Origin of the sequence: Paraburkholderia oxyphila NBRC 105797 (genome assembly GCF_000685075.1) — a bacterium.
GTDB lineage: Bacteria > Pseudomonadota > Gammaproteobacteria > Burkholderiales > Burkholderiaceae > Paraburkholderia > Paraburkholderia oxyphila.
Map to the genome: position 1 here is coordinate 38,076 of NZ_BAYD01000003.1, position 26,465 is coordinate 64,540.

Annotated in this window: 16 protein-coding genes and 1 pseudogene; 9 read left to right on the forward strand and 8 right to left on the reverse strand. The window is 67.7% G+C overall.

The genetic code is table 11. From position 1 onward, the window contains the following. Positions 1-53: 53 nt before the first annotated feature. The 6 genes and pseudogenes from hda to panB form a co-directional block, all read left to right on the forward strand. Positions 54-752 (forward strand): annotated as a pseudogene (gene hda / locus BO1_RS49315) (DnaA regulatory inactivator Hda); the annotation flags it as partial. Between the two features lie 917 nt (positions 753-1,669). Further along, positions 1,670-2,356, forward strand: coding sequence for a histidinol-phosphatase (locus BO1_RS01830; RefSeq protein ID WP_028216084.1), 687 nt, complete (start codon positions 1,670-1,672; stop codon positions 2,354-2,356). After that, positions 2,353-3,981: a polynucleotide adenylyltransferase PcnB gene (gene pcnB / locus BO1_RS01835; RefSeq protein ID WP_028216085.1), complete on the forward strand. Its 1,629-nt coding sequence runs from the start codon at positions 2,353-2,355 to the stop codon at positions 3,979-3,981. The genes BO1_RS01830 and pcnB overlap by 4 nt, the downstream gene beginning before the upstream one ends. A 66-nt stretch (positions 3,982-4,047) precedes the next feature. Then, positions 4,048-4,617: a 2-amino-4-hydroxy-6-hydroxymethyldihydropteridine diphosphokinase gene (gene folK, locus BO1_RS49320; protein ID WP_043283539.1), complete on the forward strand. Its 570-nt coding sequence runs from the start codon at positions 4,048-4,050 to the stop codon at positions 4,615-4,617. Beyond that, positions 4,614-5,303: a deoxynucleoside kinase gene (locus BO1_RS01845; RefSeq protein ID WP_028216086.1), complete on the forward strand. Its 690-nt coding sequence runs from the start codon at positions 4,614-4,616 to the stop codon at positions 5,301-5,303. The genes folK and BO1_RS01845 overlap by 4 nt, the downstream gene beginning before the upstream one ends. 42 nt (positions 5,304-5,345) lie before the next feature. Then, entirely contained in the window at positions 5,346-6,161 is an 816-nt protein-coding gene (gene panB / locus BO1_RS01850) for a 3-methyl-2-oxobutanoate hydroxymethyltransferase (protein WP_028216087.1), read from the forward strand. A 204-nt stretch (positions 6,162-6,365) separates the two neighbouring features. On the opposite strand, the gene pabB is transcribed toward panB, so the two are convergent. The 7 genes from pabB to hrcA all read right to left on the reverse strand — a co-directional run bounded on the left by pabB (position 6,366) and on the right by hrcA (position 15,913). Then, the gene (pabB, locus tag BO1_RS01860) at positions 6,366-8,303 is read right to left on the reverse strand and encodes an aminodeoxychorismate synthase component I (RefSeq protein WP_043283541.1); all 1,938 of its coding nucleotides are present in this window, start codon (positions 8,301-8,303) and stop codon (positions 6,366-6,368) included. Positions 8,304-8,360: 57 nt separating this feature from the next. Then, complete coding sequence (gene dnaJ, locus BO1_RS01865; protein WP_028216089.1) at positions 8,361-9,491, reverse strand: molecular chaperone DnaJ; 1,131 nt, start codon at positions 9,489-9,491, stop codon at positions 8,361-8,363. Between the two features lie 312 nt (positions 9,492-9,803). Next, positions 9,804-11,747: a molecular chaperone DnaK gene (dnaK, locus tag BO1_RS01870; protein ID WP_028216090.1), complete on the reverse strand. Its 1,944-nt coding sequence runs from the start codon at positions 11,745-11,747 to the stop codon at positions 9,804-9,806. A gap of 237 nt (positions 11,748-11,984) precedes the next feature. Next, entirely contained in the window at positions 11,985-12,563 is a 579-nt protein-coding gene (grpE, locus tag BO1_RS01875) for a nucleotide exchange factor GrpE (protein WP_028216091.1), read from the reverse strand. A 514-nt stretch (positions 12,564-13,077) separates the two neighbouring features. Next, the gene (locus tag BO1_RS01880) at positions 13,078-13,485 is read right to left on the reverse strand and encodes an RNA-binding S4 domain-containing protein (RefSeq protein WP_028216092.1); all 408 of its coding nucleotides are present in this window, start codon (positions 13,483-13,485) and stop codon (positions 13,078-13,080) included. A gap of 88 nt (positions 13,486-13,573) precedes the next feature. Further along, on the reverse strand, positions 13,574-14,641 hold the full coding sequence (gene hemH, locus BO1_RS01885) for a ferrochelatase (RefSeq protein WP_028216093.1): 1,068 nt from the start codon (positions 14,639-14,641) through the stop codon (positions 13,574-13,576). Positions 14,642-14,893: 252 nt separating this feature from the next. Further along, a complete protein-coding gene (gene hrcA, locus BO1_RS01890) occupies positions 14,894-15,913 on the reverse strand; it encodes a heat-inducible transcriptional repressor HrcA (protein ID WP_028216094.1) in 1,020 nt (339 codons plus the stop codon). A gap of 257 nt (positions 15,914-16,170) precedes the next feature. Between hrcA and BO1_RS01895 the strand changes: the two genes are divergently transcribed. Together BO1_RS01895 and recN are read left to right on the forward strand one after the other, a co-directional pair. Further along, positions 16,171-17,082 carry an NAD kinase gene (locus BO1_RS01895; RefSeq protein ID WP_028216095.1) on the forward strand — a complete coding sequence of 304 codons (912 nt, stop codon included), beginning with the start codon at positions 16,171-16,173 and terminating at the stop codon, positions 17,080-17,082. 7 nt (positions 17,083-17,089) lie between these two features. After that, positions 17,090-18,769, forward strand: a complete 1,680-nt coding sequence (gene recN, locus BO1_RS01900) for a DNA repair protein RecN (RefSeq protein WP_028216096.1) — start codon at positions 17,090-17,092, stop codon at positions 18,767-18,769. A 37-nt stretch (positions 18,770-18,806) separates the two neighbouring features. Here the strand turns inward: recN and glnE are convergent, their stop codons facing one another. Next, complete coding sequence (gene glnE / locus BO1_RS01905; RefSeq protein WP_028216097.1) at positions 18,807-21,635, reverse strand: bifunctional [glutamate--ammonia ligase]-adenylyl-L-tyrosine phosphorylase/[glutamate--ammonia-ligase] adenylyltransferase; 2,829 nt, start codon at positions 21,633-21,635, stop codon at positions 18,807-18,809. Between the two features lie 219 nt (positions 21,636-21,854). On the opposite strand from glnE, the gene BO1_RS01910 reads away from it, so the two are divergent. After that, a complete protein-coding gene (locus BO1_RS01910) occupies positions 21,855-26,387 on the forward strand; it encodes a YhdP family phospholipid transporter (RefSeq protein ID WP_028216098.1) in 4,533 nt (1,510 codons plus the stop codon). The last annotated feature ends 78 nt before the right edge of the window (positions 26,388-26,465 follow it).

The window sequence follows — 26,465 nt, forward strand, 5'->3', positions numbered from 1 at the left end:
CGTCCGGGCCGCGCGCTACAGGAACTGACAGACCGCCTTCGGCCAGACACACCGTGCAGCGACAGCTAACGCTCGATCTCGGCACCCCGCCGCCATCGACCTTCGACAACTTCCACACCGGCGCCAATGCGGAGCTGGTCGCGCGGCTGCGCGGGCTCGACGCGGCACTGGCCGCGGGCCCCGCCGTCGACCCGAAGGCCGACCGCACGTTCTACGTCTGGGGGGAGCCCGGCAACGGCCGCTCGCATCTGCTGCACGCGCTCGCATGCGAAACGCCGCCGGGCCACGTGCGCTACATCGGGCCGCAGAGCGGTCTGGCCGCCTTCACGTTCGACGCGCGCGTGCCGATCTACGCCGTCGACGACTGCGACTCGCTCTCGGGCGCCCAGCAGATCGCCCTGTTCAATCTGTTCAACGAGGTGCGCTCGCACCCGAACACGGCGCTCGTCGCCACCGGCAATGCGCCGCCGATGGGCCTCGCGGTGCGCGAGGACCTGCGCACGCGCCTCGGCTGGGGTCTCGTGTTCCACCTCGCGCCGCTCTCCGACGCGGGCAAGGCCGCCGTGCTCAAGCAGGCGGCGCGCGAGCGCGGCATCAATCTCGCCGACGATGTGCCGGCCTACCTGCTCACGCACTTCCGGCGCGACATGCCGAGCCTCATGCGCCTGCTCGACGCACTCGACCGCTTCTCGCTCGAGCAAAAGCGCGCGGTGACGCTGCCGCTGCTGCGCACGATGCTCGCGAAGGGCGAGGATGAGGCGGGCGTCGATACGTCGGGCGTCGATACGGCGGACCTCGATACGTCGGCGGGCGTCGATGCGTCGGGCGTCGATACGGTGGACGTCGATACGCCGGACTTCGATGCGTCGAGTGTCGATACGTCGGGCGTCGCCAGGCTCGCAGCCGACGTTGGCAATGATGCGACCGGTTCGCTTGACGGCAACGCCACGCCCACCACGCAGCCGGACGCGGCAAGCGCGAGCGCCCAGACCCAGGAACGCGATACACCCGAGCCGGCGGATACGGCCGGCACGTCCGCTGGCAGCGGCGAGCGAAGCGGCGCCCAAGGCGTCGAACTGGAACTGTTCCCGCTACAGGAGACGCCGCAAGCGTCCACGGCCGCGCCCGCCGACTCGGCCAACTCACCATCCGGCGCCGCTTACGAAGCACCGAAGGCGCCCGCCCTGCAACCGCGCGTGCCGCTTGGGGCACCGCCGTTCCAGCCGCCGACCGACAACGTCGAAGGCGAACTGGGGGCCAGATTCCGCGACGTGGTCCACCGCGAGCTAGGCGCCGAACTTCAGGGCGAGGTCGAGGCCGACGTCAGCAACGAAATGAGCGGCGAACTCAACGGCGATCTCGATCCGCCTGCTGGCACGGCAGGTTCCGCTGATCCAGCCGAACCCGCCACGCCCGCCGATCCTGCCAATCCCGCCGGCTCGGCCACGCCCGCCGATCCGGCACTATCGGGCTACACGCACGACGGCAACTCGCCCGCGGCAGGCCCGGCGGCGAGCGCCTCGTCTCCGGCGCCATCGTCCAAACCGTCTTCCGAGTCACCGGGCACCCCGCAGTCCGATCCCGGACCGCAACACCCGGTACACCCCGCCTCGCCGGCCGCAGCCGGCACCGGCAACGGCTTCACCCGCTTCAAGTAAAATGAGCGCCCATGGCTAATCTTGCACTTTTCGATCTCGATCACACGCTGATCCCCACCGACAGCGACCACGAATGGGGCCGCTTCATGGTGAAGCTCGGCATCGTCGACGCCGAGCGCTTCGCGGAGCAAAACGACCGCTTCTACGCCGACTACAAGGCCGGCCAGCTCGACATTCACGCGTACCTCGTCGCCATGCTCACGCCGCTCGCGAAGTATTCGCGCGCGCAGCTGAAGGCGTGGCACGACCAGTACATGCACGAGGTGATCAACCCGACCATCGTGCCGGCCGCCATCGAGCTCGTGCAGCAGCACAAGGAAGCGGGCGACCTCTGCTGCGTGGTCACGGCCACCAACGAATTCATCACGGCGCCCATCGCCGAGGTATTCGGCGTGGACAAGCTGATCGGCTGCGAAGTCGAGACCGTGGACGGCCATCCGGCCTCGGCCTTCACCGGCCGTCCGACCGGCACGCCGAGCTACCGCGAGGGCAAGATCGTGCGCGTCGAGGCATGGCTCGCCTCGCTCGGCAAGCGCTGGTCGGACTTCGAGCACAGCTACTTCTATAGCGACTCGCACAACGACATTCCGCTGCTCGAAAAAGTCACCGATCCGATCGCGACCAACCCCGACGACATCCTGCGCGCCCACGCGCAAAAAGCAGGCTGGCGCATCCTCGATTTGTTCCAGGCATCGTGATCAAGAAATTCATCCGCAAGCTGTTCGGCCAGGACAGCGCCCTGGCAACGGAAGGCGCGCCCGACAGCGACACAGCATTGGCCGCGGCATCGCATGAAGGCGAGGCCGCCGGCGAAGCCACTGGCCGGCCGCGCCGCAAGACGGTCACCGTCAAGAAGGAAACCCGGCCGCGCGCGGGCAAAGGCGCCGTCGACCCGGCCGCGCCCGTCGTCCTCTCCGCCGACATCCACGGCATCGATCCCTCGCTCATCTCCCGCAACGCCGTGCGCGTGACCGAAGGCCTGCAGCAAGCGGGCTTTCGCGCGTTCATCGTGGGCGGCGCGGTGCGCGATCTGCTGCTCGGCGTCGCGCCCAAGGACTTCGACGTGGCCACCGACGCCACGCCCGACCAGGTGCAGAAGCTGTTCCGCCGCGCCCGCATCATCGGGCGGCGCTTCCAGATCGTGCACGTGCAGTTCGGCCAGGAGATCATCGAGGTCTCGACCTTCCGCGCGCTCGTCGATACCCCCACGGCCCCGCCGGCGGAAGCCGCAAGTGCCGGCCCCGGCCACAAGCGCCTGCGCCGCGACGAGCTCGATCGCAAGACCCACCACGTGGACGCGAGCGGCCGGGTGCTGCGCGACAACGTCTGGGGCGAGCAGCACGAAGACGCCACGCGCCGCGACTTCACGATCAACGCGATGTACTACGATCCGTCCACGCAGACGGTGCTCGACTATCACAACGGCATGGCCGACATGCGCGCGCGCCTGTTGCGGATGATCGGCGACCCGGCCACGCGCTATCGCGAGGACCCGGTGCGCATGATGCGCGTAGTGCGTTTCGCGGCGAAGCTCGGCTTCGAGATCGAAGCGCACACGCGTGCGCCAATCCAGAAGCTCGCGGACCTCATCAACAACGTGCCGGCGGCGCGTCTCTTCGACGAGATGCTCAAGCTGCTGCTCTCGGGCCACGCGCTCGAGTGCCTCAAGTGGCTGCGCAAGGAAGGCCTGCATCACGGCCTGCTGCCGCTGCTCGACGTGATCCTCGAGCAGCCGCAGGGCGAGCGCTTCATCACGCTCGCGCTCTCGAACACCGACGCACGCGTGCGCGCGGGCAAGCCTGTCTCGCCGGGCTTCCTGTTCGCCACGCTGCTCTGGCACGACGTCCAGCAGCGCCTGCAGCAGTACATCGCCGAGGACGAACTCCCCGTGCCGGCGCTGCATCGCGCGATGGACGACGTGATCGACGCTCAGACGGAAAAGCTCGCGATCCATCGCCGCTACTCGTCGGACATGCGCGAGATCTGGGGCCTGCAGCTGCGCCTCGAAAAACGCGGCCGCAGCGCGATCAAGCTGCTGGAACACCCGAGATTCAGAGCGGGGTATGATTTCCTCCTGTTGCGCTGCGAATCGGGCGAGCTCGACGCTGAAATCGGCCAATGGTGGACCGACTTCATCAGCGGCGACCCGGCCGCGCGCGAGGCGCTGCTCGCCCAGGGCGGCAGCAAGGAACGCGCACCGCGCAAGCGCCGCCGCCGCGGCGGCGCGAAGAACCGCAAGACGGGCGAAGCCGCAGCGGGCGCCGAAGGCGCCGCCGAGGCATCCACGTACGGCGGGGACAACGACGAGCCGCATGAGGACTGAAGCCATGCAGGACTGCGCCCAGTGGGGGCATGTCGATTGCGTTCCCGCAACACAGGAAGTGACGCCATGACGGTTGCCTGGCTGGGAATCGGCGCGAATCTGGGGGATGCGCGCCAGACCCTCAAAGACGCGGTGGTGTGCCTCGCGCAACAGCACACCATCACCGTGCTCGCCAAATCGAGCCTGTACCGCACCGCGCCCGTCGACGCAGGCGGCGACGACTATTTCAACTGCGTCGTGAAGCTCGACACACGGCTTTCGGTGCGCGAGCTGCTCGCCCTGTGCCACCGCATCGAGCACCACTTCGGTCGGGAGCGGCCCTTTCGCAACGCGCCGCGCACGCTCGACATCGACATCCTGATATACGGCGAAGCCATCATCGACGAGCCCGACCTGATCGTGCCGCACCCGCGCATGACGGGCCGCGCGTTCGTCCTCGCGCCGCTCGCCGAGATTGATCCCGCACTCGCCATTCCGGGCCGCGGGGTGGTCAGCGCGTTTCTGCCCGACGTCGTGGATCAGCGCATCGAAAAGTTGAAGCCGCTGTGCCAGTGCCTCGGCCCCACGAACAACGAACCTGCCGCCGAGGGCAGCCCGGACGCCACGCCGCAGCGCGCCCCGGGCAATTGCCGATGAGCACGCCGCTGCCGTTCGCGACCACGGTCACCGCGCGGGCGGCACGGCCCGCGCTCCAGTACCTCGCGATCGAAGGGCCGATTGGCGCGGGCAAGACCGCGCTCGCGATGCGCCTGGCCGAACGCTGGTCGATGCAGACGCTGCTCGGCTCGCGCGCGGACAACCCGTTTCTCGAGCACTTCTACCGCGATACGTCGCGCCATGCGCTGGCCGCGCAACTCTCGGTGGCGCTGCAACGCGAGCATCTCTCGCGCCAGGTGGCCGCGCTGCGTGCCGCCGGCACGCCGCTCGTGACGAACTTCCTCGCCGAGCGCAACGACCTGTTCGCGCGCCTCACGCTCTCCGCAGAAGAGCTGCCGCTCTTTGAGGCGCTGGCCGCGCGCCTGCGCGTGGAGGCGCCGCCGCCCGACCTCGTGGTGTATCTGCAGGCGAGCCCCGAAGCGCTCTACGCGCGCATCCAGAAGCGCGCGGTGGCAGCGGAGCAGCACATCTCCGACTCTTTCCTGCGGGCGCTGTGCGACAGCTACAACGAATTTTTCTATCATTACGACCGTGCGCCGGTGCTGACCGTCGGCGTCGAGAATCTGAACCCGCTCGACTCCGATGCGGACCTTGCGCTGATCGCCGAGCGCATCGAAACGATGCGCGGCCGCAAGGAATCCTTCGTTAAGGGCATGTCGCTCTAAGCGGCGTGCCGTCCGGTTTTTTTCCTCCCTAACGGACTCCCCATGACTTACCTGCAGGAAACGAGCCGCAGCGCGGTCACCGTGCCCAAGCTCCAGGCGATGCGCGATGCCGGCGAAAAGATCGCGATGCTCACGTGCTACGACGCGAGCTTCTCGGCGCTGTGCGACCGCGCGGGCGTGGACACCGTGCTGATCGGCGACTCGCTCGGCAACGTGCTCCAGGGCCACACGACAACGCTGCCCGTCACCCTCGAAGACATCGCCTACCACACGGCCTGCGTCGCGCGTGCGCAACCGAAGGCATTGATCATCGCCGATCTGCCGTTCGGCACCTTTGGCACGCCCGAAGACGCCTTTGCGAGTTCGGTGAAGCTCATGCGCGCGGGCGCGCAGATGGTGAAGATCGAAGGCGGCGAATGGCTCGCGCCCACGGTGAAGATGCTGGTCGAGCGCGCGGTGCCGGTGTGCGCGCACATCGGCCTCACGCCGCAATCGGTGCACGCGTTCGGCGGCTTCAAGGTGCAGGGCAAGACCGACGCGGGCGCCACGCAGCTCGTGCGCGACGCGCTGGCGCTCGAGGCCGCGGGCGCGCAGCTCGTGGTGATCGAGGCGGTGCCGGCGGCGCTCGGCGCGCAAGTCACGCAACAGTTGCGCATTCCGACCATCGGCATTGGCGCAGGCGTCGATTGCTCGGGCCAGGTGCTCGTGCTGCACGACATGCTCGGCATCTTCCCCGGCAAGCGTCCGCGCTTCGTGAAGGACTTCATGGCGGGACAGCCCGATATCGAGTCGGCCGTGCGCGCCTATGTGAAGGCCGTGAAGGACGGCACCTTCCCCGGGCCTGAGCACGCGTTCTGACGCGGAATTTCCGTCGCGCGGCGGGCGTAGCTCAAGGGGCATTGCGCCGGCCGCAAAATAAAAAAAGCGCGTTCCTTGCGGGACGCGCTTTTTTTATGCTCGCTTGCTTGTGCCGGTGCTTCGTACTGGACGGTTCGCGTTCGCGCTCACGACGAGCACGCCGATGCGCCTGGCCTGGCGCACGGTCATCGAAACAAGCGCGAATCAGGCGTGAATCAAGCGCGCGGCCACTGCCCCGCGCAGCGCATTGGTGAGGATCAGCGCCTCGGCATTGAGCACGTCCTCGCGCGTAAGCACGCGCTCGCTCGCCCCGAACGCCGCGTCGTCGAGCAGCACGCCGCGCATCACGCCGGGCAGCAGCCCCGACGCCAGCGGCGGCGTCCACCATTGCCCGTCGAGCTTCACGAAGACGTTCGAGCGCCCGCCTTCGGTCAGCTCGCCGCGCTCGTTGAAGAACAGCATGTCGAAGCCACCCAGCGCTTCGGCTTCGCGCCATGCGCGGTCGAATTCGGCCCGGCGCGTCGACTTGCGCAGCAGCAGCGCGTCGGCCGACGCGACCGGCGCGAAGCCGTGATCCGGTGCGAGCAGCACGCCGACCGTGTCGTGCGCGAGCGGCGCAAGCGGCGCGCTGGTCAGCGTTGCCGCCCCGCTCTTGCCGAGCGCGAGCCGCAGGCGATGCGGCGCGTTGTCGTCGGCGCCTGTGAACGCCGCGCACGCTTCGTCAAGACGCGCGCGCAGTGCTTCGACATCGCACGGAAAGCCGAGCCATGCCGCGCTCGCCGCAAGCCGCGCGAGATGGCGCTCGACGTGACGCACGCCTCGAGCGCGCGTCGCATACAGGGTCTCGAAGAGCTCGATGCCGGGATCGGCCTGGGTGAGAAAACGCGCTTTCAATCGGCACTCCTCGTATTCGTCGGCGGCCACGCTGTCCAGCACGATGCCCGCGCCCACCCCCATCTCGCCGCGGCGCATTGCGCCGGGTGTGCCGGCTTGCGCAGCCTCGAGCGTGAGCGTGCGGATCACGACCGAAAGGCAGAAGTCGCCGCAGGCCTCGCCTTCGCGCGGCGCATCCAGCCAGCCGATGGTGCCGGTGTAAAGCCCGCGCGGACCGTGCTCGAGCGCCTCGATCAACTCCATCGTGCGATGCTTGGGCGCGCCCGTGATCGAGCCACACGGAAACAGTGCGCGCATCGTGCCGGCGAAGGTCGTGCCCGGACGCATTTTCGCCTCGACCGTCGAAGTCATCTGCCAGACGGAGGCATAAGGCTCCACGCTGAAGAGCGCGGGTACGCGCACCGATCCCGTCTGCGCGACGCGCGACACGTCGTTGCGCAGCAAGTCGACGATCATCACGTTTTCGGCGCGGTTCTTGGGGTCGTTCGCGAGGAATCGCGCCGCCGCGGCATCCTCGGCTGCATCCGCACAACGCGCGGCGGTACCCTTCATCGGCTTCGCACGCAGCGTTTCGCCCTGCTTCTCGACGAAGAGTTCCGGCGAGCACGAGAGCACCCAGCGGTCGCCGGGCAATGCGATCAGCGCGCCGTAGCGCACACGCTGCCGCTCGCGCAAACGCCGGTACAGCGCCACCGGTGCGCCAAACGCCTCGAAGCGCAACCGGTACGTGTAGTTGATCTGATACGAGTCGCCGATACGCAGCGCGTCTTGCACCGCGCCGATGTCGTGCTCGAAGCGCTCACGGTCGACGCCCATCGTCACGCCGGCGACGCCTGCCGGCCCCGGCGTCTCGCTGCCCTCGCGCGCGGCGAGCCATGCATCGGCTTCTTCGCGCGAAAGGCGCTCGCAGCGTTCGAACAATAAAAAACGCAGCGCGGCAAAGCCGTGCTGCGTTTCGCTGGATGAGGCACTGTCGTGTTGCTTCGCGAACTCGAGCGCACGCCCGAATTCGTAGTCGCCGATCACGAGCGCATGAAGGGCCAGCCCCGCGCTCAGCCCGGCATTGCGCAGTGCGTCGTTCACGTCGCGGCACACCGCGTCGAGATCCGCCGCACGCTCGCACGCGATCTCGCGCACGAACCCCGTGTAAAGACGGCTCGAACGGCTGGCCGCCGTCGAGTCGCCGTCGTCGAGCAACGCGAAAATGGCGGCCGCCGCCGCGCCGCCGTGGTTCACTGCCACTGGCATTGAATTACCGCCTGCTACCTGAAGAACACCGCACGAGGCGGTGCACACACGCGAGCATCAATCGAAGAAGCTCTTCACGCGGTCGAACCAGCTCTTGCTCTGCGGGCTATGCCGCGAGCCGCCCTCCACGAGCGACTTCTCGAACTGCTGGAGCAGATCGCGCTGCTGCTCGGTGAGCTTGACCGGCGTTTCGACCTGCACGTGCACGTACAGATCGCCGGCAATGCTCGAGCGCAGGCCCTTGATACCCTTGCCGCGCAAACGGAAGGTCTTGGCCGACTGCGTGCCTTCCGGCACCGTGAAGCTCGCGCGGCCCGCCAGCGTAGGCACTTCAATCTCGCCGCCGAGCGCCGCCGTGGTGAACGGAATCGGCATCTGGCAGTGGAGGTCGTCGCCATCGCGCTCGAACACCGAGTGCTGCTTGATGTGGATCTCGACATAGAGATCGCCCGCCGGCCCGCCGTTGATGCCCGGCTCGCCGTTGCCGGCCGAGCGGATGCGCATGCCGTCGTCGATGCCCGCCGGAATCTTCACTTCGAGCGTCTTGGTTTCCTTCACCTTGCCCGCGCCGTGGCAGTTCGTGCACGGCTCGGGGATGTAGGAACCTGTGCCATGGCACTTCGGGCAGGTCTGCTGGATGCTGAAGAAGCCCTGCGACATGCGCACCTGGCCCGAGCCGTGACAGGTCGGGCAGGTCTCGGGCTTGGTGCCGGGCTTCGCGCCCGAACCATGACAGACCTCGCAACCGCTCCAGCCCGGCACGCGAATCTGCGTCTCGTAGCCGTGCGCCGCCTGCTCCAGCGTGATTTCCATGCTGTAGCGCAGGTCCGCGCCGCGGTACACCTGCGGGCCGCCGCGCGCGCCACGGCCGCCAGCGGCCTGGCCGAAGATATCGCCGAAGATGTCGCCGAAGGCATCCGCGAAACCGCCGAAGCCCTGCGCGCCCGCGCCGCCCATGTTGGGATCGACGCCCGCATGGCCGTACTGGTCGTAAGCCGCGCGCTTTTGCGAGTCCGACAGCATCTCGTAGGCTTCTTTCACCTCTTTGAAATGCTCTTCCGCATCCTTGTTGTCCGGATTGCGGTCGGGGTGATACTTCATCGCCAGCTTGCGATACGCCTTCTTGATTTCGTCGTCGCTCGCGTTCTTCGCGACGCCCAGAACCTCGTAGTAATCCCGTTTCGCCATATCGGTTCAACGCCGGCCGCGCGCCTCTCGGCACGCGCCGGCTCCTCTTGAATGCTGGATCTCGTGACCCGTTTGCCGTTCCTTCGAACCCCCGCGCGGGCGTTTTTGCGCCCCGGCGGCCCCTGCAAGAGAACGGCCTCTATAAAACAAATGTGCCCGGAGAGCCAAAAGGCCCGCCAGGCGCTCCAATGCCGACCCGCATCGTAACCGATGCGGCCGTGCTTCGGTCTGTTCAGCCCTTAACGTCCGGGCCCGATTCTCGAGGCATCCGGCGCGAATCACGCCGGATGCCCTGGCCCTGAACGAGCGGACTTAATCCTTCTTGACTTCCTTGAACTCGGCGTCGACCACGTCGTCGGCGGCGTTCTGCGCTGCTGCCTGCTCCGCGCCGGCGCCTGCTGCCGCACCCGCCGCGCCTTGCTGCGCCTGCATGTCGGCGTACATCTTCTCGCCGAGCTTCTGCGACGCTGCCGACAGCGCCTCGACCTTCGCATCGATCGCCGCCTTGTCGGCCGACGTGCTCTTCAGCGTTTCTTCGAGGTCCTTCAGTGCGGCTTCGATCTTGTCCTTTTCGGAGGCGTCGATCTTGTCGCCGTACTCGGCCACGGCCTTCTTCGTGCTGTGCACCAGCGCGTCGCCCTGGTTGCGCGCGTCGGCCAGCTCACGCAGACGGTGATCTTCTTCCGCGTTCGCTTCGGCGTCCTTCACCATCTTCTCGATTTCGGCTTCCGACAGACCCGAGTTCGCCTTGATCGTGATGCGGTTTTCCTTGCCGGTCGCCTTGTCCTTCGCGCCCACGTGCAGAATGCCGTTCGCGTCGATGTCGAAGCTCACTTCGATCTGCGGCACGCCGCGCGGTGCGGGCGGAATGCCTTCGAGGTTGAACTCGCCCAGCAGCTTGTTGCCCGCCGCCATTTCGCGCTCGCCCTGGAACACCTTGATCGTCACGGCGCCCTGGTTGTCGTCCGCCGTCGAGTAGACCTGTGCGTGCTTGGTCGGGATCGTGGTGTTCTTGTTGATCATCTTCGTCATCACGCCGCCGAGCGTCTCGATACCGAGCGAGAGCGGGGTGACGTCGAGGAGCAGCACGTCCTTGCGGTCGCCCGACAGAACCTGGCCCTGGATCGCGGCACCGACTGCCACGGCTTCGTCCGGGTTCACGTCACGGCGCGGATCCTTGCCGAAGAACTCCTTGACCTTCTCCTGCACCTTCGGCATACGCGTCTGGCCGCCGACGAGAATCACGTCGTCGATGTCGCTGACCTTGACGCCCGCGTCCTTGATCGCCACGCGGCACGGCTCGATGGTGCGCTCGATCAGGTCTTCAACCAGCGCTTCCAGCTTGGCGCGCGTGATCTTCAGGTTCAAGTGCTTCGGACCCGAGGCGTCCGCCGTGATGTACGGCAGGTTGATTTCGGTCTGCTGGCCCGACGACAGTTCGATCTTGGCCTTTTCAGCGGCTTCCTTCAGGCGTTGCAGCGCGAGCACGTCCTTCGAGAGGTCGACGCCCTGCTCCTTCTTGAACTCGCCGATGATGTAATCGATGATGCGCTGGTCGAAGTCTTCGCCGCCGAGGAACGTGTCGCCGTTGGTCGAGAGCACTTCGAACTGCATTTCACCGTCGACGTCCGCGATTTCGATGATCGAGATGTCGAACGTGCCGCCGCCGAGGTCGAACACGGCGATCTTGCGGTCGCCCTTTTCGGCCTTGTCCAGACCGAACGCGAGTGCGGCTGCGGTCGGCTCGTTGATGATGCGCTTGACTTCCAGACCGGCGATGCGGCCGGCGTCCTTGGTCGCCTGACGCTGGCTGTCGTTGAAGTACGCGGGAACCGTGATCACGGCTTCGGTGACCGGCTCGCCGAGGTAGTCTTCAGCGGTCTTCTTCATCTTGCGCAGGACTTCAGCCGAAACCTGCGACGGCGCGAGGTTCTGGCCGTGTGCCTGGACCCATGCATCGCCGTTGTCGTGCTTGACGATCTTGTAGGGCATCAGGTTGATGTCCTTCTGCACTTCCTTTTCGTCGAAGCGGCGGCCGATCAGGCGCTTGACCGCGTACAGCGTGTTCTTCGGGTTCGTGACCGACTGGCGCTTGGCCGGCGCGCCGACCAGCACTTCGTTGTCGTCCATGTAGGCGATGATCGACGGCGTCGTACGGGCGCCTTCCGAGTTCTCGATCACCTTGACCTGATTGCCTTCCATCAGCGCCACGCACGAGTTGGTGGTGCCGAGGTCGATGCCGATGATTTTGCCCATTTTTCTCAAATCTCCAGATTTAGATCGCTGTGCGTTCGCCGCTTCTCGCGTGATGCGGGGGCGTTCGCCTCAGTCAAATTCGGTGTTTCAATTCACTGCTGCCCAAATGTGTGCCGCAAAGGCGTTTTCAAGAGCTTTGGGCTATGCAGTCGTTAATTTTTTTCAATTGGCGGCGCGTCTTCAGGGAGCGCGCCGCCCAGCCTTTCCAATACCTTACGAAAGAGCCGTCCGGGCGCGTTACTTCGGCTGCGAAACCGTGACCAGCGCCGGGCGCAGCACGCGGTCGGCGATCACATAGCCCTTTTGCAGCACCGCGACGACCGTGTTCGCATCCTGCTCCGAGGGCACCATCGAAATCGCCTGATGACGATGCGGGTCGAACTTCTCGCCGACCGGGTTGAGCTGGAGCACCTTGCCCTTTTCCAGCGCGCCCGCGAGCTGCTTGAGCGTGAGCTCGACGCCTTCGTTGACCTTGGCGAGGTCGTCCGAACCGTGGGCGAGCGCGGCTTCGAGGCTGTCCATGACCGGCAGCAGATGCTCGGCAAAGCTCTCGATGGCGAACTTGTGCGCCTTGGCGACGTCTTCCTGCCCGCGGCGGCGGACGTTTTCCGTCTCGGCCTTGGCGCGCACGAAGGCGTCCTGCAGTTCGGCAACCTTCGCCTGGGCTTCGGCCAGCGCCGCCTGAACGTCGCCTTCCGGCGCCTGCGCAGCACCTTCAGCCGGCTGTTGTTGCGGCTCGCCGGCGGCAGCGGCCTGCGACGCCTCGTCCGCGGGCGTGGGGTTCTGGCTCGTCGGGTTCTCTTGCGTGTTTTCCATGTCGCTGAACGTCGTTGAATAGTAAAAAGGGGAACAAAGCTCGGACCGTTTTTGCCCGTTTGGTCCGTCAGGCTGGCGAGCGTTGCGCCAGCACGACAGCAGCTTTGTACATTGCGACAGCACGTGGGTGCCGGATCGCTTATTTCAAGGCTTTCCGGCGGATTTTTTATACATGGATCAAACCACCGAAATCGCGCGTTACAACCATTACCGCAGCGCCGCAAGAATGAAATTGAGTACGGGGCAACCCTGACCTACACTCAGAATCAGGTGCTGCTCACAACGTGTTTACCCTGAGTGCGGCACCGCACCGAATGGGCTCCGTCGTTCGCCGTTGGGCCCCGTACTGGGCGTTTTGCAGCTTTTCCCTTGGGGAGTACCGTGAAACTGACCTTTGCCATCTCGGTGGTCGCTCTGGTACTCATTGCGGGAACCACGACCATCTGCCTGTCCGGCGCCGTGAACGAAAACACGACGGAATATGGGGGCGTCCACGCAACGATGGAGGCGCTCTTCAATCCTCACGCGCAAGTTTGTCGATAGTGCGCCGGTCGCGCTTGGTCGGCCTGCCGTGCAGCACGGCGGCCGGCTCGCGAAAGAGCCTGCGGCGCTCCTGCTCCGCCGCGCGTCGCGCGCGGCCGGTTTCAGTTTCCGCGTAGAGCGTCTGGGCAACGCTCGCCGGGCCGCGCACCTCGCAGATACCCAGCACCTGCACCTCCCAAACCACGTGCTCGATCTCGATCTCCACGAGATCGCCCACGCGCACGTCTCTCGAAGCCTTGACGACGTCGCCGCCGATGCGCACACGGCCTTTGCCGATGGCGTCGGTGGCCTGCGAACGAGTCTTGAAGAAGCGCGCGGCCCAAAGCCATTTGTCGATGCGCAGGCGCGCGCCGGGTTCGGTCGAGATCTTGTATTGCATACGATGCTTCCTGAATAAACGCCGCCGGGGTATCAGCCTGCGCTGGCGCTTTAGTGGCTTACTCGGGCCCCATGCAGCGCACCTGCGCTCAGGCCACTGCGCCTGCCGGGGCCACGGCCTGGACCGGCCAGCCCTGCAGGTTCTGCGCAACGATTTCGCCCAGCGCCGCAATCCACGCGGGCGACGCGTTCAGGCACGGGATGCGGTGGAACTCCTTGCCGCCACCATGCAGAAACTCGTCACGCACCTCCATGCCGATTTCCTCGATGGTTTCGAGGCAGTCCGCCGTAAAGCCGGGGCAGAACACATCGGCGCGGCGCACGCCGCCCTGCCCCAGCTCCTTGAGCGTCGGCGCGGTATAGGGCTGCAACCACTGGGCCCGCCCGAAGCGGGACTGAAACGTGACGCGGCATTCCACCGGCGTGAGCTCCAGCGCGTGCATGAGCATCGCCGCCGTCTGCTGGCATTGATCGTGGTACGGGTCGCCCAGGTCGAGCGTGCGGCTCGGCACGCCGTGAAAGCTCAGCACGAGGCGGTCGCCCGCCGCGAAGTCGGGGCGGCCGTGCGCCTGCCAGTACTGCTGCACCTGGGTCGTGAGCGCGCCGATATAGGCCGGATGGTCGTGATACGCACGCACCGTGCGGATTTCCGGCTGATTGCGCATGCGCCGCAGCGCAACAAATGCGGCGTCGAAGGCCGTGGCCGTGGTCGACGCCGAGTATTGCGGGTACATCGGCACGAGCAGGATGCGCTCGGCGCCCGCGAGCTTGAGCTGGTTGAGCATCGCCGGGATGTCGGGCGTGCCGTAGCGCATCGCATAGTCCACGAGCACCGTGTAGTCGTTCAGATGCAGCAGATGGCGCAGGCCGTCGGCCTGCTTTTGCGTGTGCACGCGCAGCGGGGAGCCTTCGGGCGTCCAGACCGCCGCGTACTTCTTCGCCGATGAGCGGCTGCGAAACGGCAGGATCAGCCCGTGCAGGATGACCTGCCAGATGGGCGCGGGAATCTCGACCACGCGCGGGTCGGAGAGGAACTGCGCCAGATAGCGGCGCACGGCACGCGGCGTGGGCGCGTCGGGCGTGCCCAGATTGATGAGCAGCACCGCGACACGATGCGCGACGGCGGACTGCAGGGGCCGCTCCAGGTCGAAACGCATAGGCGATCAGTGGCGCCGCACTCGAACGCGCGGCAAGGGTTGCACAAGTGCGCATTATAGCGGGCGCATTTCGAAGGCCGAGGCGCCCGCGAAGCGACCTCCGGGGGGCCTCCTTGCGGCGCCCGCCTCGGCGTCGCGCGATACGCGGCGTCACGCGTTGCGCCTGCAGCGCTAGCCATTCGGCCAATGGCGCGCCGCGCCGCTTCAGGCGATGATCGGCTGCACAGGAAGGAAAACGCGAAGCAAGCGCGCTCAGTTCTGGCTGAGCGTGAGGGAGAGCAGGCGCGCGGTGATGTCCACGATCGGAATCACGCGGTTGTAGGCCATGCGCGTCGGGCCGATCACGCCAAGCGTACCGACGATCTTGCCGTTCACTTCGTAGGGCGCGGTCACCACGCTCATTTCCTCGATCGGCACGAGGTTCGACTCGCCGCCAATGAAGATCTGCACGCCCTGGGCATGGCTCGACACGTCGAGCAGCTGCAGCAGGCTCGTTTTCTGGTCGAACACGTCGAAGAGCTTGCGCAGGCGCGCCATGTCCGACGACAGGTCCGCCACTTCGAGCAGGTTGCGCTCGCCGGAAATGAGCACCGTCTCGCCCGTGTCGGTCTCGTCGGTGCTCGCGGTCACGGCGGCGTGCATGAGCGTCGTCATGTCGCCGCGCAGCGCGTCGATTTCTTCGCGCAGGCGGCGGCGCACCTCGTCGAACGAGAGGCCGGCGAAGTGCGCGTTGATGTAATTGGAGGCCTCGATGAGCTCGGAAGGCGTGAAGTCGCGCTGCGTCGCCATGATGCGGTTCTGCACGTCGCCTTCGGGCGTCACGATGATGAGCAGGATGCGCTTGTCCGAAAGGCGCATGAATTCGACCTGCTTGAACACGTGACTGCGCCGCGGGGTGAGCACCACGCCCGCGAACTGCGAGAGGTTCGAGAGCACACCGGCTGCTGCCGCCACCACCTTCTGCGGCTCGCCGGGGCGCAGCGTAGTCTTGACCGCGCGTGTGACCGCGTCCTCGTCGGCGGCGGATTCGACCGTGAGCATGGTGTCGACGAACAGGCGGTAGCCGCGCGGCGTGGGCACACGCCCCGCCGAGGTGTGCGGGCTGGACACGAGCCCCAGCTCCTCGAGGTCGGACATCACGTTGCGGATCGTCGCCGGGCTCAGTTCCAGGCCGGAAAAGCGCGACAGCGTGCGCGAGCCGACCGGCTGACCTTCGGCGATATAGCGCTCGATCAGCGTTTTGAGGAGGGTTTGTGCGCGGGGATCTAGCATGACTGAAAATTTTAGCCTAATGCCGGGTCGGCGGCGAGTCCGCCCGCGAGCGCCGTGGCGGCCGGCGAGCGTGGGCAGGCAGCGCTTGACGGGGCGGCCCGGGCGCCCCGGAAATGCCACCGGATTCGCGCTGTTGTCATCGGTGCGTCATCATCGTGTCATGGCCGCCTGCAAAAAAGGGGCGCAGCGCTGGCCCGCGCCCCGTGGGCAAGGGACGCCAGGTTCTTTTCGAGACCCGACTATGGTGTAATGCCGGCATGCAGATCCAGAAGATCCAGAGCCAGTTCAAGACGGTTGCGCTCGTCGGGCGCAGCAACACGCCAGGCATCGGCGAGCCGCTGATGGCGCTCGCGCAGAATATTTCGCAGCGCGGCTTCGACGTGGTGTTCGAAGCGCAGACCGCCCAGGAGATCGGCGCCGCCGGCTATCCGGCGCTGCAGATCGCCGAAATCGGCGCGCGCGCGGACGTGGCCGTGGTGCTGGGCGGCGACGGCACGATGCTCGGCATCGGGCGCCAGCTCGCGCCCTACCGCACACCGCTCATCGGCATCAACCACGGGCGTCTGGGCTTCATCACCGACATCCCGTTCGCCGACATGCAGGAGGTCGTGCCGCAACTGCTCGCGGGCAGCTTCGAGCGCGAGGAACGCTCGCTGCTCGAGTCGCGCATCACGCGCGACGGCGACCCCATCTACCACGCGCTCGCTTTCAACGACGTCGTGGTGAACCGCAGCGGCTTCTCGGGCATGGCGGAGCTGCGCGTGCACGTGGACGGCCGCTTCATGTACAACCAGCGCTCGGACGGCCTGATCGTCGCCACGCCCACGGGCTCGACCGCCTACTCGCTCTCGTCGCAGGGGCCGCTCCTGCATCCGCAGCTGCAGGGCATCGTGCTCGTGCCGATCGCGCCGCACGCGCTCTCGAATCGCCCGATCGTCCTGCCCGACGACTGCAAGGTCAGCATTCAGGTCGTCGCGGGCCGCGATGTGAACGTGAATTTCGACATGCAGTCGTTCACGGCCCTCGAGCTGAACGACGTGATCGAGGTCCGCCGCTCGCGCCATACCGTGCCTTTCCTGCACCCGGTCGGCTACAGCTATTTCCGGACCCTGCGCCAGAAGCTGCACTGGAACGAACATCCCTCGCTACAAGACGACCCGGAAGACTGAGGCCGCCATGCTCCGCCATCTTTCGATCCGCGACTTCGTGATCGTCGCCGCGCTCGACCTTGAATTCGACCACGGCTTTTCCGTCTTCTCCGGCGAGACCGGCGCGGGCAAGTCGATCCTGATCGATGCCCTCGCCCTCACGCTCGGCGCGCGCGCCGATGCCGGCGTGGTGCGCACGGGCGAGACCCGTGCCGACATCACCGCCGAGTTCGACGCCCCGCCGCACGTCGCCCTTTGGCTCGAGGCGCAGGCGCTCACCACGGCCGACGGCGAAGACACCGTGATGCTGCGCCGCGTGGTCGATAGCGGCGGGCGCTCGCGCGCGTTCATCAACGGCACGCCGGCCACGCTCGCGCAGTTGCGCGAAGTGGGCGAGCGCCTCGTCGACATTCACGGCCAGCACGCCCATCAGCTGCTCATGCGCCCCGACGCGCAACGCGAGCTGTTCGACACGCATGCGGGCCTGACCGAGATGGCCGCGGCCGTCACGCGCACGTGGCGCACCGCCCGCGACGCGCGCCTCGCCGTGCAAACCGCGATGTCACGCGATCGCGAGCTGCAGCTCGAGCGCGAGCGCCTCGCCTGGCAGCTCGCCGAGCTCGACAAGCTCGCGCCGCAACCGGGCGAGTGGGAAGAAGTGAATGCCGAGCACGTGCGGCTCTCGAATTCGGCGAATCTGATCGAAGGCGTGCAGGGTGCGCTCGCGGCACTCTCGGAATCCGACGAGGCGATGATCTCGCATCTGAACTCGATTCTCTCGAAGCTGCGCGATCTCGCCGAAGTCGATCCCGCGCTCGGCGATGCGCTCGCCGCGCTCGAGCCCGCCGCGATCCAGTTGCAGGAAGCGGCGTACTCGCTCTCGCACTACGCGCAGCGGCTCGACCTCGATCCTCAACGGCTCGCGCAGGTCGAACACCGGCTCGACGCGCTGCACTCGGCGGCGCGCAAGTTCCGCCTGCACGCAGAATCGCTGCCCGAAGAACACGCGGCACGCCGCGCCCAGCTCGCCGCGCTCGACGCCGCCTCCGACCTCGACGTGCTGCGCGCCGCCGCCGACAAGGCGCACGAAGCGTATCTTGCCGAGGCCCGCCAGCTTTCGAAGGCGCGCGGCAAAGCCGCCAAGGTGCTGGGCGCAGCAGTCACGCAAGGGATGCAGGAGCTGTCGATGGCGGGCGGCAGCTTCGAGGTCGCGCTGGTGCCGCTCGGCAGCAGCGCGAACGGCGAGCCGATCGGCGGCGCGCATGGTCTCGAGCAAATCGAATTTCGTGTGGCCGGCCACGCGGGCGTGCCGCTGCGACCGCTCGCGAAGATCGCGTCGGGCGGCGAACTCGCGCGCATCAGCCTCGCGCTCGCTGTGATCGCGAGCGCCGCGAGCCCCACGCCCACGCTGATCTTCGACGAAGTGGATACCGGCATCGGCGGCGGCGTGGCCGAAGTGGTTGGGCGCCTGCTGCATCAGCTCGGCCGCGAGCGCCAGGTGCTGTGCGTCACGCACCTGCCGCAGGTTGCCGCGCGCGGCGATCATCACTTCCAGGTCTCGAAGTCCGGCGACGGCAACGGCGGCACGGTTTCGGTCGTCACGCCGCTCGACAGGCCGGGCCGCGTGGAAGAAGTCGCGCGCATGCTCGGCGGTCTGGAGATTACCGCCACCACGCGCCGGCACGCGAAGGAGATGCTGGCGGCTTGAGGCAATTCATTCGCCGCCAGAACTCCTCGCACGCGCACTACACCTTCCCACGCTCCCCAAACACCCGCTTCCACAGCGCGAGCACAGCCTCGCGCTCGCGCTCGACCCGCGCGGGATCGACGCGCGCCGTCTCCATGCCGTCGAGGCGCAACTGGTGCTGGAGCTTGCGATAGAGCCGGTACGCCGAGCCGATCGTGTCGGCCTCCTCCTCGCTCATCAGCCCGAAGCGCGACACCTCGCGCAACAGCGCGATATTGCCCGTGTTGCGGATCAGCTCGGGGTCCTGCGCCGCATGCAGCAGCACCCAGTACTGCACGAGGAATTCGATGTCGACCATGCCGCCGCGGTCGTGCTTCAGATCGAAAAGCTCGGTGCGGTTCGGGTGGCCGTCTTCCACGCGCTGGCGCATCTCGACGATCTCTTTGGCGAGCGGCGCCGCATCGCGCGGCGTCGTGAGCACCTGCACGCGAATCGCCTCGAATGCCTGGCCGATGGCGGCGTCGCCCGCCGAAAAGCGCGCGCGCGTGAGCGCCTGATGCTCCCAGACCCATGCCGTGTTCGCGGCATCGCCCTCGCGCAGCTGATAGCGCCTGAACGAGCCGAGATCGGTGACGAGCAGCCCCGATTCGCCGTTGGGCCGCAGGCGCAGGTCGACGTCGAAGAGCGTGCCCGCGCCCGTGGACGTCGTGAGCCACGTGATGAGGCGGCGCGCGAACGTCGCGTAGATCTCGGAAGCCCGCTCGTCCTCATCGTCGTAGAGGAAGATCAGGTCGAGGTCCGACGCATAGCCGAGTTCCTTGCCGCCGAGCTTGCCGTAAGCGATGGCCGCGAAGCGCGGCACCTCGCGGTGGCGCCTGGCGAACTGTTTCCATACGGTCTCGATGGTCACGTCGAGCACCGCGTCCGCGAGCTCGGAGAGCCGGTCGCTCACGTGCTCGACCGAAAGCCGGCCCGCGAGATCGTTCAGCAGGATGCGGAATACCTCGGCCTGGTGGGCGTGGCGCAGCAGGTCCATTTGCTGCTCGACGTCGGCCGCCGCCGCGAGCCGCACGCGCAACAGGCGTGAGAACTCCGGCCAGTCGAACGGCGTGGCGACGGCCTCGTCGTCGAGCAGCTCGTCGAGCAGTTGCGGATGGCGGATCAGATAGCCCGCCGCCCAGCGCGACGCGCCGAGCACCTTGAGCACGCGGTTGAGCGCATCCGGATATTCGGTGAGCAGCGCGAGATAGGCGCCGCGCCGGATCACCGCTTCGAGCAGGTCGAACATACGCGCGAGCGTGTCGCCGCGCCGTTCGCTCGGCTCGAGTGTGCGCGCCGCTTCGAGCGCGCGCTGCGCGACGCTGTCGAAGCGCTCGCGGCTCTTCTCGGGCAGGCCCGTATAGCGCGAGGACTGCCACAGCCCGCGCAGCCGCGCGAGCAGCGGCGCCGGGTCGTCGATGCCGAGCTCCGCAAGGCTTTCGAGCAAGGCGCCGTCGGCGCCCTCCTCGGTCAGCGCGTCGCTCCAGACCCAGGCCGCCGCGCCGTCCTCGGGCACCGCGCAGCCGCCATCGCCGCTCACCTTGTCGGAGAAGATCTGGTCGAACTGGCGCTCGACGTTCTCGCGGTGCGTCTCGAGCACGGCCATCAGCGCCGCATAGTCGTCAAAGCCCATCGACTTCGCGAGCGCCAAGCGCTCTTCGGGGTCGACGGGCATCGCGTGAGTCTGCGCGTCGTCGCGGTATTGCAGGCGATGCTCGAGCTCGCGCAGAAAGTTGTAGGCGCACGTGAGCTCGCCGCAGACCTCGGACGCGATCAGCCCGCGCGCCGCCGCGTAGCCAAGCACGGCGAGCGTCGGCCGCACGCGAAACCCCGCGTCCTGGCCGCCGCGGATCAGCTGGAACACCTGCGCGCTGAATTCGATCTCGCGGATGCCGCCGCGCCCGAGCTTGATGTCGTCGGCCTTGTCGGGACGCATGCTGGCGCGGCGCTGCGCCTCGTGGCGGATCTGCACGTGCAGCGAGCGGATCGCGCTGATCACGCCGAAGTCCAGATAGCGCCGGTAGACGAAAGGCTTCACGAGCCCTTCGAGCTGCGAGGCGAGGCGCAGCGCGCTCTCGCTCGTCTCCTCCGAGACGAGCCGCCCCTTGATCCACGCGTAGCGCTCCCATTCGCGGCCCTGCACATAGAAGTACTCCTCGAGCATGCCGAGACTGCACACGAGCGGGCCCGAGTCGCCATTAGGGCGCAGCCGCATGTCGACGCGAAACACGAAGCCGTCCGCCGTCACGTCGGAAAGCGCGCCGATCAAGCGCTTGCCCACGCGCGCGAAGAAGTCCTGGGTGGCGATGGGCGAGCGCTGGCCGCCCGTGGTCTCGCCATCGTCCTCGTAGACGAAGATCAGGTCGATGTCCGATGACACGTTGAGCTCGCGCCCGCCGAGCTTGCCCATGCCCACCACGCCGAGCGTCAGGCGCTCGCCGTTCGGCCCGCGCGGCTCGCCGAAGACCGTTTCGAGGTCCGCGCTCACGACCGCGAGCGCGCGCTGGATCGTCACTTCGGCAAGATCGGTCATGGCGCCGGTGACTTCGCCGACATCAGCCACGCGGGCGAGGTCGCGCTCCATCACCGCGCAGATCACCTCGGCGCGCAGCTGGTGCAGCGCCTTCTTCAACTGCTCGTCGGTGAGCGGCGCGGCGGGCTGGCCGGGGTTGGCGGAGGCTGCGCCACGCGCCTCGTCGCACAAGGTATCGAGCCGCGCGGCGATACGCTCGCGCGTGAGCGGCTCGGCGGCAAGCGCCTCGACCTGGGCGGCGAGGCCCGGGCGAGCGCCGTAGACACGCGCCGCATACCGCGAATAGCTGGAACTCAAAAGGGGAACGTTAGTCATGTAGGATCTTGCCCGGCTCGTTGAGCGGGGGTGAGTGGGTAGACGTAGCCTTACCTGAAGCGGCATCAACCGCTTCGAACGCCCCCGCCGCCGTGCGAAGAACCCCGTGCACCAGCGCGCCGCAAGCCATCCCGGCTTCCCCGGATGGCCGGCCCCACGGCCCCCTGTGATACATTTCGACGTCAGAACGCAACGCTACCATACCCCACCCGCCGCAGCATGTCCGAGCGTAACGACCCCGCCGGCCCGCATCAAACCGGACATGTCAGCCGGGAAAGCGGCGACGCAGGCTCACATCACCATCATCCGGTCCTGCGCCACACGTTTCGCGTGCTGGCCGCCATTGCGCTCGTCCTCTATTTCATTGTCTCGGTGCTGCTGCTCGGGCTGCGCTATGTCGTGCTGCCCCACGTCGACGATTTTCGTCCGCGCATCGAAAAGCTCGTCTCCGACAAGATCCACGCCGAGTTCCGCATCGACAAGCTCTCGCCGCACTGGTCGGGTTTCCAGCCCGGCATCGGCGTCACCGGGCTGACGATCCGCGACCGCCACGGCAACATCGCGCTGAACGTGCCGCACGCCACGGCGGCGGTGTCCTGGCGCTCGCTCGTCACCTTCGAGCTGCTGCTCTCCAGCGTCGTGGTCGAGCGCCCCGACGTGCTGATCGCGCGCGAAGACGACGGCACGCTCACCGTCGCAGGCGTGCCCGTGCCCACGGCGCACACAGGCAACGCGACCTTCACGACCTGGCTCATGCGCCAGCAGGCCATCGTGCTGCGCGGCGGCACGCTGCGCTGGAACGACGCCACGCGCAGCGTGCCCGAGCTCAAGCTCTCGGACATCCGCCTCGCGATCCTCAACGACGGCTACGACCACCGCATCGCGCTCCAGGCGCCCGCCGAGGGCACCGTGCTGCACGGGCCGCTCGACTTCCGCGCGCACTTCAAGCACGCGCGCGCCGCGCAGGCGGGCAAGCCGATTGGCTGGAGCGGCGACGCCTACATCTCGACCGGCCCCGTCGACCTGCCCACGCTCGCGCGCTACATCGACTTGCCGCTCACCACTTATGCAGGGCGCATCGACAACGCGATCTGGGCGAGCTTCGATGCGGGCCGGATCAAATCCGCCGACGGCGTGCTGAGCGGCAACGACATCGCCCTGCGCGTGAAGGCGACCCAGCCACGCCTCGATCTGCCCGTCGCGCAGTTCAGCTGGCGCATGGGGATCGAGCCCGGCGACTACACGCTGCAGATGAACGACTTCCACGCCGAGCTCGGGCAACCGCCGCTCGACGACGGCACGCCGGTGACGCGCACGCTCGCGTTCACGACGCTCGATGGACGCTTTCGCAAGCAGTCGCTGCAGCACGGCCAGCTCTTTGCGGTTCACGGCGACCGTGTCGACCTGGGCATCCTCGCCGAATTCATGCGCGCGCTGCCGCTGCCCGCGCGCGCGGAGTCCGCGCTCGTGCGCTTCAATCCGCAAGGGCTCATCGCGAATTACGAGCTCGCCATGGAGCGCGCCACGCCCGAGGCGGGCGAAGCGGCCGCCGAGCAGCGCACCGCCGGCACCGAGCCCATCATCCGCTATCGCTTCAAGGGCGACCTGCAGGGCATCAGCGTGGCGGCCCAGGAGCCGGGCCCCGGCCTCACGCCGCGCGGCCACCCGCGCGCGGGCCTGCCCGGCATCGAAAACCTCTGGGGGCACATCGATGCCGACGAATCGCACGGCTCGCTACACCTCGACACGGTCGCGACCGCCCTCACGCTGCCCGGCGTGTTCGACGATCCGCGCCTGAAGTTCGACCGCCTGTGGGGCGCCATGACCTGGACGGTCGCCGCGCAGCGCGAGCCCGGCAACAAGCTCAAGGCATTCGCCGTCGACGTGAGCAAGCTCGGCGTGCAGAACGCCGACGCGCGCGCCACCATGACCGCGCACTACACGAACCCCGGACACGGGCGCGGCGCGCTCGACCTCGTCGCGAAGTTCGATACGGCGCAGGTCAAGGCCATCCCGCGCTACCTGCCCACCAGCATCCCCGAAAAGACCCGCACCTATCTGGGCCACGGACTGCAGGCGGGCCTCTCGAAGGGCGCAACGCTCGAGATTCACGGCGATCTCGCGCTATTCCCCTACTCGCGCGACCCGCAGGCGGGCCAGTTCCGCATCGTCGCGCCGTTCCAGCATGGGCGCTTCGACCCGTCACCGTATCCGCCGCGCAAACTGCGCAACGGGGCGCCGAACGTCTGGCCCGCCTTCGACGGCATCGACGGCGTGTTCCGGCTCCACGAGAACAAGCTGCGTTTCGACGTGGCGCGCGGCCACTACCGCAACTTCGTGCTGCGCGACGTGAGCGGCCGCATCGACGAGCTGGGCATCAAGGGCTCCGATCTCGTGATCGAGGGTGCCGGAAGCGGGCCGCTCGCGGACCTGCTCGACTACGCGGACAACAGCTCGATCGGCGCGATGTCGAAGCACGCGACCGCGAAGGTGCGGGCGCAAGGGCCGGCCACGTTCGCGCTCAAGCTCACGATCCCGCGCAAGCCGATGCCGAAGGTGAAAGTCGCGGGCGCCGTCGGGTTCGAGAACGACACGCTCAGCGCGCAAAACGTGCCGCCGCTTTCCAGCCTCACGGGCAAGGTGCGCTTCACGAACCGCAGCGCGCAGGTCGAGCGGCTCACCGGGCACTTTCTCGGCGGCGACGTGCGCGCGAACGGCGGCTTGAGCGAGGACGGCCGCTTTACCGTGAACCTCGCGGGCAACGTGGCCGTGGGCGCCGACACCGCGCGCAGCCTGAACCTGCGCGGCACGCCGGCGGCGGTGCTCGGCCGCTTCTCGGGCTCGGCGCCCTGGTCGCTCTCCGTGGCGGGCATGCGCGGCCATCTGCCGGACGTGAAGGCGAACTCGGATTTGACCGATCTCGCCATCGACCTGCCCGCGCCGTTCGGCAAGACCGCCGGAACTTCGATGCCGTTGCGCTTCGAGCTGCAACCCGGCACCGGTGACAGCAACGATGCCGGCACGGTGGCCGCCCCCACGGACGCGTCGAAGTACGAGCATGCCGAGCTCGCGCTCGGGCCTTTTGCGGCGCGCTACGTGCTGCGGCGCAATCCGGGCCACGTGCCGGACGTCATGCGCGGCGTGATCGCCATGAACCGGCCCGCCGATCTGCCCACCGAGGGCGTGGTCGCCGTGGTCGACGTGCCCACCTTCGACGCCGACGCATGGCGGCGCGTCGCGCAGGAGCTGCGCGGCACGGCGGCGGCGAGCGCTGCCGCGGCGGCAAGCACGACAGCGAATACGGCGGCAAACCCGGCGACCAACATGGCGAGCAACGCGGCGACGCAGGCAGCGGCAAACGCGGCGGCCCGCGCGGCGACCGCCAGCGCCACGCCCGAAACCGGAGAAGGCACGCAAGCGCCAGCGGCCGCCGCGCTACCCGCATCGCAAACGTTGGCAACGGCCACTCCTCCGACGCAAGCCGCTTCGCAAACGCAGGCGGCCGCCAGCGCGCCGCAAGCCGCATCGCAAGCGATGGCGACGGCAGACGCCAACAACCCGGCGGTGCCCGGCGGGGTATTCGCGTCCTACGTGCCCTCGCGCTTCGCGGTCCACGTCGGCATGCTCACGCTGCTCAAGCGTCACTGGGAAAACGTGATCGTGGGCGCCACGCGCACCGGCAAGGAGTGGCAGGCCAACGTCGCATCGAACCAGGTCTCGGGCCACGTCTCGTGGAAGCCGGGCCCGGTGGCGGGCTCGCCCGGCACGCTCGAGGCGCGGCTCGCGCGCCTCGTCGTGCCCGCCGCGACCGAGAACGACCTGCTCGGCCAGGCCATGTCGCAGCGCGCCCAGAACATGCCGTCGATCGACCTCGTCGTGAACCAGCTCATCGTGCGCGGCCACGACCTTGGCCGCCTGCAGATGAACGCCCACAACTACGTCGACAACGGCGTGCCGGTCTGGCAGCTCGACACGCTCGACATCGTCAACCCGGCCGCGCACCTCACGGCGACCGAGAACTGGCGCGCCGTCGGCGACGAGGCGCCGCCCACCGACTCCGCAGGCGGTGCGGGCGAGACGCCGCGGCGCACCGCGGTCGACTTCCACCTCGACATCAAGGACGCGGGCGCGCTGCTCGAACGCGCCGGCGTGGTCCATGTGCTCAAGGGCGGGCAAGGCACGCTCAGTGGCAAGCTCGCGTGGCGCGGCGGCCCGACGATGCTCGACTATCCGACGCTCGACGGCAGCCTCGCACTCGACCTGCACCACGGCGAGATCCTCAAGATCAATCCGGGCGTGGCGTCGCTGCTCGGCGTGCTGAGCCTGCAAAGCCTCGCGCATTTTCCGGAAATGGACTTCCGCGACGTGATCGGCACCGGCCTGCCCTTCACGAGCGTCACCGGCACCGGCCAGATCCAGAACGGCATCGCCCGCACGGACGACTTCAAGATCGTGACCGCACCCGGCCGCGCGCAGATGACGGGCACCATCGACCTCGCCCACAAGACCGAGGACCTGCGCGTGCACGTCGTGCCCACGGTGAGCGCGGGCGCCGGCGTGATCGCCGCGGCGATCATCAACCCGCTGTTCGGCCTTGGCGCGCTGATCGCCGATTTCGCGCTCCTGCATACCGTCGAATCGACGTTGGCGCGCACCTATGCAATCTCGGGCTCGTGGTCCAAACCGCACGTCGAGCGGGAGCAAGGCGATCAGGGTAAGATGAATGCGCCGGCTCCGGCGGTGGCGCATTGAGAGACGCATCGGCTCGCTTCGCCGCCTCGCGCCGGACCCCGATCGCCGATGCGGCCGCGTGCCGGGCACGGCGCATGC

Excerpts from the sequence above, each read along its gene's own strand:
- hemH (WP_028216093.1), bottom strand. The coding sequence starts at position 14,641 with ATGCGTTTCGACCTGGAGCGGCCCCTGCAGTCCGCCGTCGCGCATCGT.
- dnaJ (WP_028216089.1), bottom strand. The coding sequence starts at position 9,491 with ATGGCGAAACGGGATTACTACGAGGTTCTGGGCGTCGCGAAGAACGCG.
- pabB (WP_043283541.1), bottom strand. The coding sequence starts at position 8,303 with ATGCCAGTGGCAGTGAACCACGGCGGCGCGGCGGCGGCCGCCATTTTC.
- folK (WP_043283539.1), top strand. The coding sequence starts at position 4,048 with ATGACGGTTGCCTGGCTGGGAATCGGCGCGAATCTGGGGGATGCGCGC.
- BO1_RS01895 (WP_028216095.1), top strand. The coding sequence starts at position 16,171 with ATGCAGATCCAGAAGATCCAGAGCCAGTTCAAGACGGTTGCGCTCGTC.
- BO1_RS01845 (WP_028216086.1), top strand. The coding sequence starts at position 4,614 with ATGAGCACGCCGCTGCCGTTCGCGACCACGGTCACCGCGCGGGCGGCA.
- recN (WP_028216096.1), top strand. The coding sequence starts at position 17,090 with ATGCTCCGCCATCTTTCGATCCGCGACTTCGTGATCGTCGCCGCGCTC.
- BO1_RS01880 (WP_028216092.1), bottom strand. The coding sequence starts at position 13,485 with ATGCAATACAAGATCTCGACCGAACCCGGCGCGCGCCTGCGCATCGAC.
- dnaK (WP_028216090.1), bottom strand. The coding sequence starts at position 11,747 with ATGGGCAAAATCATCGGCATCGACCTCGGCACCACCAACTCGTGCGTG.
- glnE (WP_028216097.1), bottom strand. The coding sequence starts at position 21,635 with ATGACTAACGTTCCCCTTTTGAGTTCCAGCTATTCGCGGTATGCGGCG.
- BO1_RS01830 (WP_028216084.1), top strand. The coding sequence starts at position 1,670 with ATGGCTAATCTTGCACTTTTCGATCTCGATCACACGCTGATCCCCACC.
- BO1_RS01910 (WP_028216098.1), top strand. The coding sequence starts at position 21,855 with ATGTCCGAGCGTAACGACCCCGCCGGCCCGCATCAAACCGGACATGTC.
- grpE (WP_028216091.1), bottom strand. The coding sequence starts at position 12,563 with ATGGAAAACACGCAAGAGAACCCGACGAGCCAGAACCCCACGCCCGCG.
- panB (WP_028216087.1), top strand. The coding sequence starts at position 5,346 with ATGACTTACCTGCAGGAAACGAGCCGCAGCGCGGTCACCGTGCCCAAG.
- hrcA (WP_028216094.1), bottom strand. The coding sequence starts at position 15,913 with ATGCTAGATCCCCGCGCACAAACCCTCCTCAAAACGCTGATCGAGCGC.